Raw genomic sequence first — 15,965 nt, forward strand, 5'->3', positions numbered from 1 at the left:
TCTTCTACACTTGTCACAGTCAATAATAATTTTTCGAACATATATAGTGACCGAAAACGAAAGTTGATATACAGTTACACCCATCAGTTAATGTTCGTTCGCTCATATTTGAACAAGGTCGGCTAAAAATGACTACGCATAATTCTCATCAAGACGCACTTCTCGACATCCTCGTGGTTGGGGGCGGGATTAATGGTGCCGGTATCGCTGCTGATGCGGCGGGTCGTGGACTCAATGTGGGTCTGTACGATGCCAAAGATTTCGCATCGGCCACTTCATCCGCGAGCTCGAAGCTTATTCATGGTGGATTGCGCTATCTCGAGCATTACGAGTTCCGTTTGGTCTCGGAAGCACTGGCCGAACGTGAGGTACTGATCAACAAGGCGCCCCATATTGCGTTTCCGATGCGTTTCCGTTTGCCTCATCGCTCGTATCTGCGCCCAGCCTGGATGATCCGTTGTGGATTATTTTTATATGACCACCTTGGTAAGCGCTCAACATTACCGAGCAGCCACAAGGTTGATTTGCGTAAAACTGGCTACATGAACAAAGACATGAAAGTCGGGTTTGAGTACTCAGATGCTTGGGTGGATGATGCGCGCTTAACCTTACTCAATGCGCAATATACGCGTGAAAAAGGGGGAGAGGTGCGCAATTACTGCCAAGTGGTCGCGGCAGAGCGTGAAAACACGATTTGGCGAGTGACGCTAGAGGACGCACATACCGGTGAGCGCTTTGAGCGCAAAGCCAAGGCATTGGTGAACGCGACTGGCCCTTGGGTGAAGCAATTCTACGATGACAGTCTCCACGAAAAATCACCGCGTGGGATCAAAATGATCAAAGGCTCTCATATTGTTGTGCCACGTATTCATCAAGACCCACAAGCGTATATTCTGCAGAATAATGATGGCCGTATCGTCTTCGTGATCCCATATCTCGACAAGTTCTCATTGATTGGTACCACGGATGTGGAGCATAAAGCCGATCCCCGAGAAGCAAAAATTGACGAGGCTGAGATCGATTACTTAGTTGATGTCGTCAATCAGCACTTTACTCACCAAATTCAGCCTCAGGATGTCGTTTGGAGCTACAGTGGCGTGCGACCATTGTGTGATGATGAATCGGACTCGCCACAGGCGATGACACGCGACTACACCATAGAGTTGGAACAAAAAGGCAATCAAGCGCCGTTGGTTTCCATCTTTGGCGGTAAGCTCACGACTTATCGTAAGCTGGCGGAGTCTGCGATGCGCAAACTCGAGCCATTCTTTGACAAGATGGGTCAGCCTTGGACGGCTAGCGGTGCGCTTCCCGGTGGTGATTTCAGCTGCACACGGGATGAGCTCGCCCTGTCGATTAAACAACGTTATCCGTGGTTAAGCCATCATACGGCGCAGCGATTTGTCGATACCTACGGTACCCGCACACATCAACTAATGAGAGGTTGTCACAGTGAAGCGGGTATGGGTCATCGGTTTGCTGATGGGGTTTACCAGGTGGAAATTAACTATCTGGTGCAATATGAGTTTGTTCAGCATGCGGAAGATGCCTTATGGCGTCGCACCAAATTAGGCTTGTATCTGTCTGAAGAACAGGCTGATGCGATTAGCCAATACATCGAGCAGCAGCGCGTTAAAGTACACGCACTGCCATTAAGCGAGGCAAGCTAGCACTCGGTAAAGTGAGCCCGTGTCGCTAACACGATGGGATGACAAAAAAGAGCGCCGATGGTCGGCGCTCTTTTCGATCGACTGTTTTCTAACGCCTTTTGGCCGATAACGTGCTGCCTAGTGATGCGCTGATCACCATACCAATCGCGAGCCATTGACGCAGGGCCAGTTGTTCATCGAGCACGAGTAGCCCAGCCATGGCGGCAACAGCAGGCTCTAAACTCATCATCACACTGAAGGTTTGTTTGGGCATGTTGCGTAACGCTATCATCTCCAGAGAATAAGGAATAGCACTGGAGACAAGGGCGACAGCGATCCCCAAGGGTATCAATTGCCATTGAAAAATCGCACCATCAGTCGCAATGTAGCCCGCTGGTACGAGATAAAGGGCAGCAACGCTCATCCCCAGAGCAACCGTCCCGCCGCCTGGCGCTAAATTTCCAGCCTTTTGTCCAAATAGAATATAGCCAGCCCAGCAGCCGCCCGCCGCTAATGCGTAAGCCACTCCTTTTGGATCCAAGGCATCCACGCCTGACAAATCGGGGAGGAGAGTAATAACACCGCCAACGGCGAGCACGATCCAAAGACTGTCTCTGGCGCGACGAATAGAGATTAAAGCCACCAATAAAGGACCGGTAAACTCAAGTGCGACGGCAATCCCTAACGGAATAGTCTCGATAGACAAATAAAGCAGCATCATCATGCCACCAAGACAGCCACCATATACCGTTATCGCTCGCCAATGTCGCGCGCGTGGCCACTGACGCCAAGGGCGAAAGACGAGCCACAAAATGAGGGCAGAAAAGCCGACACGCAGGGCAGTGGTCCCAATAGGGCCCACCAGAGGGAAAAGCTGTTTGGCAAAGGATGCGCCAAATTGAATGGCGCACATGGCACCAAAAACACTCAATATCGCAACAAAAAGCGCACGAGCCTGCATAATCCCTCCTTTTCAGTAAAATAGAGCTATTACCTTAACATAGAGGCAAAAAAAAGCCGCTCCGATGAGAGCGGCAAAGATTTTGGAGCGAATTGTCTCAATCCTATCGTATTCGCTAGAATTTTTGTTTAGCTGAGTCGTAGGCATCTTTGAGAGACGTCAGTGCCTGTTCGGCGCCTTGTTTAATGTCGTCCCACGCATCGTCACTGGCATGCTGCAGCTCATTAATGCGTGTTTTCGCTTGCTCTTTTCTTGCGCGCAAATGCTCAATTGACTCTCGGTACTCTGCTTTTGCATTCGCCGAAGCAACATTCGCTTTTTCTTCAAGTTTATCAATTTCTTGATTCCAGTCTTGCAAGCGATTATGTAACTTATCTATCATCTCTTGGCGTTGCATAATACCTCCTATTAAAAGGGCCTAAGTCTACGTACAGGCGATTAATCAGTGGCGAAACGCAGTGGCGAAACGCCTTATTATTTAGGCATTGCCTTCGACGTCGAGTTCATCAATGACTCGTTCAACGTCCTGCGCGTTCTCTGCCATTAATACGGCAAGATCGCGCGCGGCATCACTTTTCACTTCGCCTGATAGGGTTGCGACGCCATCGTTAACGGATACATCAATATTGGTTCCACTAATATCGGGATTCAGCAACAAGCTTGTTTTAAGCGCCGCGCTGACTTTGGTGTCAACGACGGCTTGACCTAGGTCGGCTGACTGGCTCGCAGGTTGCGACACAGTGAGCTCGTTTTTTATCTCACTCACGCCATCAATCTGACGAACTAAGCCACTGGCCAAGCTTTTATCAAGCTCGGTATCGACTTTCCCGGTTAGAATGACCACGCCTTGCTCAACATCTGTGTTGATATCAAAGTTATTGAGGTTAGTGTTCACCATCAGCATGGACTCAGCTTTGCCATCAATCCAAGCGTCTTTGGCTTCATCTTGCCAGTCATTGGCGCTGCTCGCCGCAGAGACAGAAGAAGCGCCAAGCGCAAGCGCTAACCCTAATGATACAAATAAAGGATGAAATCGACCTTGCGGAGTCGTCTTCATTAAGTCCTCCTTTTTCAATGAGTGTGAGCAACGTTGTGGCGCTGCTAGGCTCCCAAAAGCGAAATCTATGCCAATTTTAAAAAAATCTAAATATCAACAACTTATCTAGTGGTTGATGATTTGATGGTTTTTCCTTTTAGGTAACTTTTTCCTAGTTGTTGGTAATTATTACTTAATAACTGGGGTTGGATATGGCAGTCTAGAACAAGAAAACGCTTGGAAGGAATGCGATGTATATGTCTTGCTTGTTCGCTTATTTACCTCAGTCGTCAGATGCCTCTTTGCGTCATATGCTAAAGGTGGCGCTTAACGCGCGAGCGACGAACGTGGTGTGGTTTGATACGTTAGCCGCACTGTTAGAAGCGTGTCAGGTTGATGACCCTGACTGGGTCGTAATAGATGTTGACACCAAGGATGGCGATATCGATGAGCTGCTCGCCATCATGATGCGTATCACCCACACGCAATGGGTGTTATTGACTGATGGCGCGCCCTTTCCTGCTTGGAATCACCACGCCCAAGACATGGCTGCGACGGTATTTCGTCGTCCTATCGATAAGCAGGCCTTCCAGCATCTCGTTATTGATCAGATGCGCGGTGAGGATCGTGGGCAATTACAGGGTACCCCCGTTATTACTAGCCAGGCAGATCAATACGGCTATTTATTGGGCTCATCAAGCCCGATGCTGGCCCTGTACCGCCAGCTTCAACGACTAGGTCCAACGCAAGCGAATGTGTTTATCATCGGTGAGAGTGGGGTGGGCAAGGAGCATGTCGCAAAAACACTCCATGGCTTGGGTCGACCGACTGACATAGGCGGGATGGAGAGGCGAAGCCAAGGGGGGGATGCCCCTTTTATGGCGGTCAACTGTGGGGCGCTGAGCCCAGAACTGATCGAAAGTGAGTTGTTTGGTCATGTCAAAGGGGCGTTCACTGGCGCGCATCAAGATCACCAAGGGATTTTTTACCAAGCCGAAGGGGGAACGGTGTTTCTCGATGAAATAACGGAAATGCCCCAGTCGCTGCAAGTGAAATTATTGAGGGTGCTGGAGTCAGGGGAATACCGCCCAGTTGGTTCGACACGCAATCAAAAAGCGAATGTGCGTCTTTTGGCCGCCACCAATCGCGACGCGCAAGAGGCGATTCAGCAAGGCAAGCTGCGTGAGGATATTTATTATCGCTTGGCACAATTTGTGGTGACGGTTCCGCCATTAAGGGCGCGAGGAGATGACATTCATGCACTGACCACGCATTTCCTCGCTGAATTGAATTTTAATCATCAGACAACCGTGAGCATTAGCGATAACGCGCTCGAGCACGTCCAGCACTACCACTGGCCAGGGAATGTACGTGAACTCAAACATGCTATTGAGCATGGCTTTCTATTGAGTAATGGGTGCATTGAAGTCACGGACCTACCCGCTAATGTGATGGCTGATGATCCGTCAACCGCGGTTGAGGCGCTTTCGCTGCCAGAGGGAATCAGACTTGATGAACTCGAAAAAGCAGCGATTTTACAAACACTCGCACGCTGTCAAGGAAACCGTCAGCGTACGGCTAAGGCGCTTGGGATCAGCCCTAAAACCTTATACAACAAACTCCAGCAATATCATGCATTATCGTCTGATTGAGCGGCATCAGGAAGAGGCGGAGACAGGATCGCGAGTGATTGAGGCTGCGCGTCAATCGTCAGTTTTCGGTCGCGATAAAGCTCGCCGTCAATGACATAGTCAATGACTGATGTAGCACGTATCGAGACGCGTGTGACTTGTTGATAGTGAGTAAAGCGGCCTAATCGTGTTTCAAACAGGCTCGCGAATGCTAATTCCATGAGGGACAACGCGGTATCTGTTTTGGTAGAACTCGCGGTGAGCCAAGTGACATCGAGTTTGCCGTCGGCATAATTTGGTTGGCCTTGCCCTTGGGCTAATAAGGTTGTCATTGGTGCGGCATTGGCGACCACCATACTGGTTGTGCGGATCAACTGAGGCGCTTGGTGATCGAATTGAACGGTGAGATCGATGGCTTGATTTTGACTGGCAGCCCCGAGTAGACCCTGCAAATACGCCCACTGGCCTAATTGATTTTTCTGCTCCCGAGCGGCGTGGCGAATCATTTGTTGTTCAAAGCCAACGCCCACGACTAACAACGCCACTTTGCCGTTACAGCGTGCGGTGTCGATGGTTCGTGGCGTCCCATCTAAAATGACATCGCAAGCGGCATCAATATTTAAAAATTTGGTCTTTATCCCCCACAATGCATGGCATAAGGCGTTTGCGGTGCCAAGCGGTAATACGCCTAAAGGGATTGCGGTGTTAATCAGTGCTCGCGCAACGGCGTTCACAGTGCCGTCTCCACCGGCGGCGATCACCACATCAGCCTGTTGTGAAACAGCGCGGCAAGCGAGTTGATAACTACGACGATTATGGCGTGTCTGATGGACGACTAACCGATACCCGTCACCTAAATAGGCCTGAATATAGTCGCGGTGCTTACGCCATTTCTTTCCACCTGCAGCAGGGTTAGCAATGATCCAGGCAATGGGACGCGCCAACCGCAACGCACCGCTTTGCTGAAAACGCACTAAAGCGCGGCGCTGGCGTTGATTCAAGTGTGCTTTGGGGCGTACCATTTTGATGTCACCAAGCACATCCTCGAGCGAATGGTGGGGAGAAAGTGCCCAAAGATAGGCGGCAACAACCATCACGGACCTCCCGCGTCCTAGTGCACAATGCACCACCACCTTGTGTCCCGCTTGTCGCTGTTGATGCAGCCATTGTAACGCGCGCATCAGTTGGCTACGCGAGGGATAGGCATGATCCAATACGGGCACCGAGAGATAGGCGACAGCCTGTGATTGTGTGAAACGGTCGACGCTCTCGAATTCAGCGGTAACATCTAATATCCCATCAATACCTTGCGCTTGCAGATCGGGGATGTCTTTGTAGGTCAGGCGGGCACCGACATAGAGCCCAGGGGCGACTTGCTGGACGGGCGGTGCAACATCGCGTTTTCTTGCCCAACGATTGTACAGGTGGGTAAAGGTAAAAAATGGCGCAAACACCCACTGGCTGATGCGAGGCAACTGCCCGGATTGGCGTTTGCGAAAAAGGCGAGGCTGATTGCGCCAATAAGCGATACTAACGGCGAAAAATGCTGCCGCACACCATGAGAAAAGCAAGGTAAGAAGGACGTTAGGTATCCACCAGCTGATCGTGAATAAACACGCGGCGACCAAGCTATAAAAGGGACCTATAAACACGCTTATTCACTCCTTTTTATTCAGCACAGACGCCATCGGTAAAACAATCCAGCTTTTACTATACGGTAGCCCTGCCCAATATCATAAAAAACGGCACGTCTAGCGTGCCGTTTTTGTATTATTATTTATCTTGATTTTGATGTTGGCGCCGGAATTTTTTCATTGCGCGACGTTGTTCAATGATTTTTCTCGCCTCACCGCCAACGTGCTGTTCACCGCGTTCTCGTGCAAGACGGACTTGGTACTCTCGCTCTCGAAACGCTGCCTTTTGGGCGTCGGTGTGTTTGTCGATGCATTTAGGGCAAGAGACGCCTTGCTCATAGTGTTCGCTTTCCATGTCCGCTTGCGTGATGGGAAGGCGACAGGCATTACACATTGCGTAAGACCCTCGCTCCAAATCGTGATTAACGGCAACACGGCTGTCGAAGACATAACACTCTCCGTTCCACAAGCTTTCACTCTCAGGCACTTCTTCGAGGTACTTAAGGATCCCGCCTTCTAGGTGATACACCTCATCAAAGCCTTTTTCTTTCAAAAAAGCGGTCGATTTTTCACAGCGGATCCCGCCGGTACAAAACATGGCGACTTTTTTGTGCGTGCTAGGGTCAAGCTGCTGTTCAACATAGTCTGGGAATTCACGGAAGCTATCTGTATGCGGATTAACGGCTCGTTCAAAGGTACCAATCTCGATTTCGTAATCATTACGCGTATCGATCACTAACACATCTGGATCGCTGATTAATTGATTCCACTCTGTTGGTTTGACATAAGTGCCCACGCTTTGGCGCGGATCGATGCCTTCAACCCCCATGGTCACAATTTCTTTTTTGAGTTTTACCTTGGTGCGACTAAATGGCTGGCTGTCTTCGAACGACTCTTTATAGTCAATATCCGCTAGGCGTGGGTCATTTCTAAACCACGCAAACAGCGCATCCATATTTTCTCTTGTCGCTGCTACTGTGCCATTTATGCCTTCCTGGGCGAGAAGGAGCGTGCCGCCTATTTGGTTGGCTTCCATTACTTCAAGCAATGGTGCTTGCAAAGACTGGTAGTCGTCGAGTGTGACAAATTTATATAAGGCACAAATGACATATTTAGACATCTTGTTTCCTCTTGCTGGCTGGAGCGTAAATCCAGTGCATGGGTGGTGTATGTATACGTAAGCGCGGAGTATAGCGAATGCTACTGACGCAAAACACCGGATAAAAGTAAGGTTAAATATCGAGCGCTCTGATAGCGACGAAGGCGATGCACTCTACTTTGTGTTCAAATCAAATTGTATTGTTAGTTATTCAATAACGTCTGGTTTTTATGAGATCAACATCACGTATGAACGGAGTTTTTATCGCCTGAAAGCGTGTTTGGACTTAGTTTGAATGGGTTTTTAGTCACGCCAGAATGGTGTTATTGCTTTATGGTCTAATTATTTTGTTGGTTGGCGTGCATCGGCTAGACAGTGGTCTAGTAAGCAAAGTAATTAGCCAAGCATCAAGAAAGGATGCAAAACATGATTGAAGAATGGATTAACGCATTTGTCGGGTTTATCTGGGGTAAGCCGATGCTGATCTTATTGGTTGGTGGCGGGGTTTTCTTTACCCTTTATGGCAAACTCACGCCGTTTCGGTATATGGCACACAGTATCAAGCTGTTAACCGGTAAGGTGGACGATGGCAGTGGCCATGGTGATTTATCTCATCGCAAGGCGCTCGCCGCCGCTCTCTCCGGCACTTTGGGCCTTGGTAATATTGCCGGCGTGGCACTGGCGCTCAGCGCAGGTGGACCCGGTGCGGTGTTTTGGATGTGGTTAACGGCATTACTAGGAGTCTCAACCAAGTTTTATACCTGTACATTGGGGGTCATGTATCGTCACAAAGATGCGAACGGCAATGTCCACGGTGGCCCCATGTATACGGTTCGGCACGGTTTAGGGCCAAAATTTAAATGGTTAGCGGTGATGTTTGCCATTGCCGGCTTGATGGGATTTGTGCCGTCTTTCCAAATTAACCAGCTTGGTGCCGTGGTGCAAACTCAGCTATTTCCGGGGATCGCTTGGCTAGAGAGTAGTGCGTTCTCTTGGGCACTGGGCATTGTACTGGCGGTCTTCGTCGGTATGGTGATCTGGGGTGGCTTGAAGCGTGTGGCTGATGTTGCTGGTGCGCTAGTGCCTTTGATGGCGGGCAGCTATATGGTGATGGCGATCGCCGCTTTGGCACTTAATGCCGAGCGCGTGCCTGGCGTGTTTCAGTCGATTTTCGCCAGTGCTTTTTCACCGGATGCGATGTTCGGTGGCCTGATCAGTGTGATTATTGTGGGGGTGAGTCGTGGTGCTTTCTCTAATGAAGCCGGGATTGGCACCGAGGTCATGGCACACAGCGCGGCAAAAACCAATGAGCCAGTCCGAGAAGGATTGGTCGCTAGTCTCGGCCCCATTATTGACACCTTGATTGTCTGTAGCTGTACCGCACTGGTGATATTGGTAACTGGTGTGCTCGATCAGGCCGAGGGCATGCAAGGTGTTAGCCTGACCATGGCAGCATTTAAAGCAGCGTTTGGCGCGCCAGGGGCGTGGTTATTGGCGGCACAGGTGTTAGTTTTGTCTTTCACCACGGTATTTACATTTTGGTATTACGGCTATAAATGCTTTGTGTATCTATTTGGCGAGCAGGCGGGTCAGTATTATAAGTACCTATACTTATCGCTTGTGGTGCTGGGGGCGGTATTATCGCTGGATGTGGTGTTCTTATTCCTCATTGGGGCGTATGGGCTGATGGCAGTGCCCACCATGGTTTCAGCGCTGTTGCTGGCGCCTAAGGTAAACCATGCGGCGAAAACGTATTTTGCCAGTCACCGTTACCGTGAAAGCCATCGCTCACAGGTAACCGACAGTTAATGAGCCGATAGTTAATGGCTTGACTGACAACTTTGTTGTCACGCTAAAACGAACAAAGGCTGCCAATGTGCAGCCTTTGTTTTGTTCACTATGTTGGCCTTTACCGTTGATTAATCATCAAGTGGTGCGCCGAATACGTAGGTATCAGCCAGGCTAACCATGCGACCGATTTCGGGTTTGGTGATGGTATCATTGGCGCCCAATTGCAGAGCCTTAGCGCGGTTATCCTCGCTCATGATCGACGAGAACATGATAATAGGCATGGTTTTATAGGTATCCATCTCTCTGAGGCGTTTGACTAAGTGCATACCGTCCATACGTGGCATCTCTACGTCTGACACAATCGCATCCACAAACTCATTGATCGACACACCTTCTTCTTTGGAAATGCGTTCGAATTCGGTGAGTTTGTCAAAGGCCTCGCCACCATCTTTGGCCGATATAATGTTAAAGCCAGCTGAGCGTAGCGTGTTCTCAATCAAGCTACGGATGAAGGCGGAATCGTCCACCACTAAAATCGTTTTTGCTTCGCGTTTTTTCGCGCTGGATTCGGAAATGTTGACGTTTCTGTCCTGAGTGACATCGTATTTTTCCATACTCAACTCAGGGTTAATATCGGCAATGATTTTCTCAAAATCCAGGATCATAATCAGGTTTTTGTCTTTGCGGACAACGGCGACCACACAATCTTGCTCGCCTGCTTCTAAAAATTGGCTCGGGGACTCAACCGCTTCCCAGGAAATACGATGGATACGACTAATACTGTCAATCAAAAACCCATTAGTCATGTTGTTAAAGTCGGTGACAATCACAAACTTATTGTCTTTCTCTGGACGCGTCGGGACGCCTAACCAGCCTGCGAGATCAATCAGTGGCGTTAGCTTGTCGCGTGACGAAAACACCCCAATCATGTGCGCCTGGGCGTTTGGATAGTCAGTGGTTTCCGGAACTTGGATAACTTCGCGAACCTTGGCAACGTTGATACCGTAATAGCAGGTTTTGGTACTGCCGTCAGGAAGTTGCTTGATTAAGTGAAACTCAATGATTTCTAGCTCATTCGTACCACTTTCCGTCAGTATTTCGTTTTTTGATGGCTCGTCGTTCATGCCTACCACATTTCCTTTCGATATCAGCGAATAAAGCTGGCGTTAAACTGAGTTTGTTCCAGTATAAGCCTGAGATCAATAAAGCGACAATCTTTGCTCGATAATCGTGCTGCTTTTCTGTGGGCTATCGCGCTAAATTGATCGCGAAAATCATCGATAAGTTACAGCTTAATAACAAAAAAGCCTGCGGCGAGCAGGCTTTGAAGACCGTTAGGGCCGTTTGGCAGTTAAGGTAAGGCCACGTCTAAGTGGTAATTCCCGATCATTTTTCCTTGGCTGTCCAAAAAGCGTGTATAGGAGAACGGCGCGAGATCAATGGTGGTTGGCAGACCACGTACCACTTCATTCATCACCTTTCCGGTGATGGCAGAGGTCAACATACCGGTACGGAAATGCCCACATGCATTGAGGTAACCGTCAATACCCGGCACTGCACCAAGAATCGGCAGCTCATCCGGTGAGCCCGGACGCAAGCCTGCCCAGCAGCGCTTGATATTCATCTTCTTCAGCTCGGGGATAGACTTCATGGCGCCTTGTGCCAGCTGTTTGATGTACTTCATGTCTGTGGTGGTGTCAAAACCACGCTCTTCGGTGGTTGAGCCAATCAAGACTTCGCCGTTATCTTTTTGGGCGATATAACAATCACTGGTGGTTAAACAGCCATTTAAAAGCTTAGGTAGCTTCTCGGAGACGATCACTTGGCCTTTGACTGGGAAGACAGGCATTGGCATCCCCGTTGCCCACAAGCTGAGTTTTTCCGCCCATGCGCCACCCGCATTGATCATGGTGCCACAACCTAGCTTGCCGTTTTCTGTTTCAACCGCGACAACGCGGTTACCTTGTCTCACCACACCCGTGACTTTGGTATTGAGGTATAGCTCGACACCGTTCTGCCGTGCTGCTTCCAAATAGGCCTCGTTAAGGCGATAGGGATTGATTTGGTGATCCCCCTCAAACTCCATCGCACCAATTGCCGCGCGCGACACGTTAGGCTCTTGTGCGTGAAGGTCTTCTTGAGACACCCAGCGGACATGCTCTTGGCGATCAGGTATGGCGGCCGCAATGTGCTCGGCATAGAGTTTGTCGTACTTATCAAACATGACAAACTTCAGACCGGTACGCTCAAACTTAAAGTCCACACCGTGATGCGTCATCAGATCATCATACAATGCCGGATAGAGCTGGTTAGACAGCATCGCCATATCGAAGAACGGCTTGGGCATAATGTGCGGTTTGATCTCTGGTGATCCACCTTCGCCGCTTTCTTGCATCTGCTTAGAAAGGGTTTTAAACAGGATAACGCCACAGCCAAGGCCGGTTGACTCGCCCATCGCCCATAGGCCACCGGCTGACGCACGCGAGGCGTTACCGGGATATTTATAATCGACAACCGCGATGGATAAGTCGCGCTCGCGGCTTAAATGGTAAGCCACCGATGCGCCGATCACGCCGCCGCCACAAATTACGATGTCGTACTGTTTCATGCGTCATCCTCCAACGCAGCAAAAGGAATAGGGTCGAGTGGGAATCGAGGGCGAATCAAAGGCTGAGGCGACGTCGTGCTCTCATTGAGTCGGTCGTAGCAATAGTGTGCACAGGTTTTTCCTTGGCAGTCACCCATGGTGACGCGGGTACGCATTTTTAATGTAATGACATCCTTGACGCCTTGATTGATGGCGTTATCAATGTCCGCCTTTTTCACTTGTTCGCAGCGACAGATCACTGTGTCTTTTTCCGGCAAACTGAGCAGGCCCGGGCGACGGTAGCCTGCCGTATCAAAGCCTTTACGGAAACGGTAGCTCTTTTCGAGCTGATGACGCAGAGCCTTAAACTCATTATCAAGATTCGGCATTGAAATATCGCGAGCTTTCAGTGCTGAATATGCCGCAATCTTTCCTTCCAACATGGCGGCTTCTGCGCCGGCAAATTTTACGGTATCACCTGCGCAGTAAACATTGTTGAGGCTGCCTCGTTGCCACTCATCCACCACGGGGATCGCCCCGCTCATATGATCGTACTGCATATCTAGCCCCATTAGTTGTGCGAGCTGAGAGCGTGCCGCGAAGCCGTAACCCACACCAAGTACATCAGCATTTATGGTTTCGGCACGGCTAACATCTGGGTACCAATCTTTACTGTAGGGGGCAACCGTGACTTGCTCGACTTGGGGGTCACCCGAGGCTTTGACGACGCCCCAGCCGTAATGCATCGGAATATGGTGGCGTTTGAGATACATCATCATGGAGAGGCCATCTAGCGCGAGCTGTGGACGGTTGAGGAGGGCGAGCGTTTCACGTGCCAAGTCTTTAAACGGCGCCGCTTCATAGATACCTGCGATATCACAACCGGCTTTGTGAAGCTGACAAGCAACCAGTACAAGCAAAGGCCCTGTGCCGGTGATCACGCAGCGGTGCCCGGGACGAACCAAGCCGCTTTTTATTTGAAGCTGGATCCCCCCAAGAAGCATCACCCCTGGTATATCCCAGCCAGGAAAGGGAATGCTGCGCTCTTGGCAACCGGTGGCGAGGATCAACTGCTCATAGTCAATCGTTGATAGCGTATCTTCATGAGCAGTGAGGAGATGTTGATCCGCCATTGGCCCCAGTACCCGCGTCAAACTGCGTAGGTCAATCAAATCCTGATGCTGGTGATATTGTTCGCGCAGGGTTTGTAAGGTGGCCTTCCATTTGTCATCCAAATGGGGCAGTGCGTTAGTCTCTCGCCACGGGCCACGATAGACGACGCCACCGGGTTTGGGGGCTTCATCAACAATAATACTGGCAACCTTGTGCTTGGCCAGTGTGACCGCTGCAGAGAGACCAGCAGGTCCAGCACCAACAATAACAACAGGCTTAGACATGGGTTTCTCCTTGCTCGACGGTGTGGCTTTCAAGATCCGTGTTCTCAACCACAATATTGGCTTCAGTGCGGACATCCATATCCGGTTGCACGGCGACTTGACACGCACGTTGTTTATGGCGGCCGTTGATTTCCAGCGTGCAGCAATGGCACACGCCCATACCGCAATAGGCACTGGCTAACCGGCCATAATCATTTTTAGATAGCGCACGGATATTGCTTGCGAGCAAGGTGCTTAGCACGCTTTCTCCAGCGATGGCGGGAACCGTCTCGCCATTGACATGGATCGAGAAGGTTTCGCTAACGGCATCGGTAATGTCTTGATTTCGTCTCATCGTTTTAATTTGCTCATTGGTATGTTGTTGGCACAGTGATGACGCCCACTCAGCCTGTTTAAGTGAGCGGAGTGTGTTGTCTTATTTATTAGGCGAGGAGTATACTAAACTTGCTTTGTGAATATGACGTTACTTTTTGTTTCTTATTTGTTATTCCTCGCAAAATGTATGGAAATAATGATGATGTTGTGAGCTTTATCATGATAACGATCAGGTTTGCGCGGAGAGGGGCCTGTGAACAGTGACGCTATATCGGTCAAGCGCTGTTGCGTAAACAAGGTGGCTATGTCATCAATGAAGAAGTGGTGTATCGCGATCTTGTATCGGCAGAGGAGGCAAGGATGACAGAGTCAGGCTCACAGTGGTTGGAAACGGTTAAAGAGATGCGAGAGGCATTCGACGCGCAAAAAGAACAGGTGTCTCAGTGTCCTTTTTTAGAGTACAGCCATCGTCGCGACGCGCTTCTGCGCTTGCGTCAGGCCATCAAGCAAAAATCGTCTGCGTTACAACAAGCCCTTAGCGACGATTACGGCTACCGTGCGCCCGTTGATACTGAAATTGCCGACATCTTGCCTTTGCTGCATCAAATTGATTACACCCGTCATCGATTAAAGCGATGGATGAAGCCGCAAAAACGGCGTCCTGGTATTACTCTGCTAGGCACCAAATTGGTCGTGCACTCCCAGCCAAAAGGCGTGGTTGGGATCATTGTGCCTTGGAACTTTCCGATTATGCTGGCAATGAGTCCCCTGATTTGCGCGTTGGCAGCAGGCAATCGGGTGATGCTTAAGCTTTCGGAGTTCACGCCCAACACCAACCAGGTATTACGCGCGTTAATCGCTGAGGTGTTTAGCCCAAACGAAGTGGCCGTGGTTGAAGGTGAAGTTGAAGTGTCGCGCCGCTTTACCGAGTTAGAGTTCGACCATCTCTTTTTCACCGGCTCAACCCAGGTCGGACGTCAAGTCATGCTGGCGGCGGCCGATAATTTGACCCCAGTGACCCTCGAACTTGGGGGTAAATCGCCGGTGATCATTGATGATCAAATTGATATGGACGTGGCTGTCTCACGGCTCATTTACGGGAAGTGCTTAAATGCTGGGCAGATATGTGTTGCCCCCGACTATGTGCTTTGCCCTGAACATCGGCAAGAAGCCTTTATACACGCCTATCAACGTGCATTTCGTGCTATGTATCCTGACTTTGAGGCCAATCAAGATTACAGCCAGATCGTTAATCAACCCCAAGCGATGCGGCTAGAAGAAACGCTCCAAGATGCGCTCGATAAGGGTGCGCGTCGCTGGTGTGCACTCGACCAGCAAACCGTGCCAACTGCGGAAAAACGACGCTGGCCAACTCAGCTACTGACCCAAGTCACCGATGATATGCGGGTGATGCAAGAAGAGATTTTTGGCCCGCTCCTGCCTGTGGTTATCTATCAAGATATCTCTGAGGCATTGCTTTATATTCAGGCGCGCCCGCGACCGCTCGCTTTGTATTTGATGAGCAATGACGCTGAGATACGCGCGCAGGTCACCAAGCAGCTTCACGCTGGCGGTATGGGGATTAATGAAACCTTGTTCCATGTCGCTGCCGAAGATGCGCCTTTTGGCGGCATTGGTGACTCTGGCATGGGGCATTACCACGGTATTGAAGGCTTTTATACCTTTAGCCACCGTAAAACCGTCCTCACCCGTGATAAATGGGACACCAGCTTTTTAGTCAAACCCCCGTACAACCGCTGGTACAAACGCTTAATGCGCTGGTGGTTAATGCGGTAATGACTCTTGATTGAATTGTGAATAAAGCCACAAAAGCTATCTAATGATGTTGCGCTTATTTTGATTCG

13 protein-coding genes are annotated in these 15,965 nt (G+C 50.0%); 4 read left to right on the forward strand and 9 right to left on the reverse strand.

Annotation, left to right across the window (positions count from 1 at the left end; genetic code table 11):
* Window positions 1-128: 128 nt before the first annotated feature.
* Window positions 129-1,670 (forward strand): glycerol-3-phosphate dehydrogenase, encoded by a 1,542-nt coding sequence (gene glpD / locus WN56_RS14520; RefSeq protein WP_046075677.1) that lies wholly within the window; start codon window positions 129-131, stop codon window positions 1,668-1,670.
* 88 nt (window positions 1,671-1,758) lie between these two features.
* Here the strand turns inward: glpD and WN56_RS14525 are convergent, their stop codons facing one another.
* From WN56_RS14525 to WN56_RS14535, 3 genes are all read right to left on the reverse strand, one after another.
* Window positions 1,759-2,610 (reverse strand): DMT family transporter, encoded by an 852-nt coding sequence (locus WN56_RS14525; protein WP_046075678.1) that lies wholly within the window; start codon window positions 2,608-2,610, stop codon window positions 1,759-1,761.
* A gap of 115 nt (window positions 2,611-2,725) precedes the next feature.
* Window positions 2,726-3,007, reverse strand: coding sequence for a hypothetical protein (locus WN56_RS14530; RefSeq protein WP_046075679.1), 282 nt, complete (start codon window positions 3,005-3,007; stop codon window positions 2,726-2,728).
* An 81-nt stretch (window positions 3,008-3,088) separates the two neighbouring features.
* Window positions 3,089-3,667, reverse strand: a complete 579-nt coding sequence (locus WN56_RS14535) for a BON domain-containing protein (protein ID WP_046075680.1) — start codon at window positions 3,665-3,667, stop codon at window positions 3,089-3,091.
* Between the two features lie 236 nt (window positions 3,668-3,903).
* Between WN56_RS14535 and WN56_RS14540 the strand changes: the two genes are divergently transcribed.
* On the forward strand, window positions 3,904-5,298 hold the full coding sequence (locus tag WN56_RS14540; RefSeq protein ID WP_197075768.1) for a sigma-54 dependent transcriptional regulator: 1,395 nt from the start codon (window positions 3,904-3,906) through the stop codon (window positions 5,296-5,298).
* Here WN56_RS14540 and WN56_RS14545 read toward each other — a convergent pair.
* Together WN56_RS14545 and WN56_RS14550 are read right to left on the reverse strand one after the other, a co-directional pair.
* A complete protein-coding gene (locus WN56_RS14545) occupies window positions 5,277-6,929 on the reverse strand; it encodes a diacylglycerol kinase family protein (RefSeq protein ID WP_046075681.1) in 1,653 nt (550 codons plus the stop codon). The genes WN56_RS14540 and WN56_RS14545 overlap by 22 nt on opposite strands.
* Before the next feature lie 121 nt (window positions 6,930-7,050).
* Window positions 7,051-8,031, reverse strand: coding sequence for a rhodanese-related sulfurtransferase (locus WN56_RS14550; RefSeq protein WP_046075682.1), 981 nt, complete (start codon window positions 8,029-8,031; stop codon window positions 7,051-7,053).
* Window positions 8,032-8,436: 405 nt separating this feature from the next.
* Between WN56_RS14550 and WN56_RS14555 the strand changes: the two genes are divergently transcribed.
* Window positions 8,437-9,819, forward strand: coding sequence for a sodium:alanine symporter family protein (locus WN56_RS14555; RefSeq protein WP_197075769.1), 1,383 nt, complete (start codon window positions 8,437-8,439; stop codon window positions 9,817-9,819).
* A 110-nt stretch (window positions 9,820-9,929) separates the two neighbouring features.
* Here WN56_RS14555 and WN56_RS14560 read toward each other — a convergent pair whose 3' ends face one another.
* From WN56_RS14560 to WN56_RS14575, 4 genes are all read right to left on the reverse strand, one after another.
* Window positions 9,930-10,925: a chemotaxis protein CheV gene (locus WN56_RS14560; protein ID WP_046075684.1), complete on the reverse strand. Its 996-nt coding sequence runs from the start codon at window positions 10,923-10,925 to the stop codon at window positions 9,930-9,932.
* A gap of 227 nt (window positions 10,926-11,152) precedes the next feature.
* Window positions 11,153-12,409, reverse strand: a complete 1,257-nt coding sequence (locus tag WN56_RS14565) for an FAD-binding oxidoreductase (RefSeq protein ID WP_046075685.1) — start codon at window positions 12,407-12,409, stop codon at window positions 11,153-11,155.
* The gene (locus tag WN56_RS14570) at window positions 12,406-13,785 is read right to left on the reverse strand and encodes an NAD(P)/FAD-dependent oxidoreductase (RefSeq protein ID WP_046075686.1); all 1,380 of its coding nucleotides are present in this window, start codon (window positions 13,783-13,785) and stop codon (window positions 12,406-12,408) included. Before WN56_RS14570 ends, WN56_RS14565 begins: the two co-directional genes overlap by 4 nt.
* Window positions 13,778-14,119, reverse strand: coding sequence for a (2Fe-2S)-binding protein (locus WN56_RS14575; RefSeq protein WP_046075687.1), 342 nt, complete (start codon window positions 14,117-14,119; stop codon window positions 13,778-13,780). The genes WN56_RS14570 and WN56_RS14575 overlap by 8 nt, the downstream gene beginning before the upstream one ends.
* A 341-nt stretch (window positions 14,120-14,460) precedes the next feature.
* On the opposite strand from WN56_RS14575, the gene WN56_RS14580 reads away from it, so the two are divergent.
* Window positions 14,461-15,897 carry a coniferyl aldehyde dehydrogenase gene (locus WN56_RS14580; RefSeq protein ID WP_052708119.1) on the forward strand — a complete coding sequence of 479 codons (1,437 nt, stop codon included), beginning with the start codon at window positions 14,461-14,463 and terminating at the stop codon, window positions 15,895-15,897.
* The last annotated feature ends 68 nt before the right edge of the window (window positions 15,898-15,965 follow it).

The organism is Salinivibrio sp. KP-1, assembly GCF_000968645.1.
Taxonomy (GTDB): domain Bacteria; phylum Pseudomonadota; class Gammaproteobacteria; order Enterobacterales; family Vibrionaceae; genus Salinivibrio; species Salinivibrio siamensis.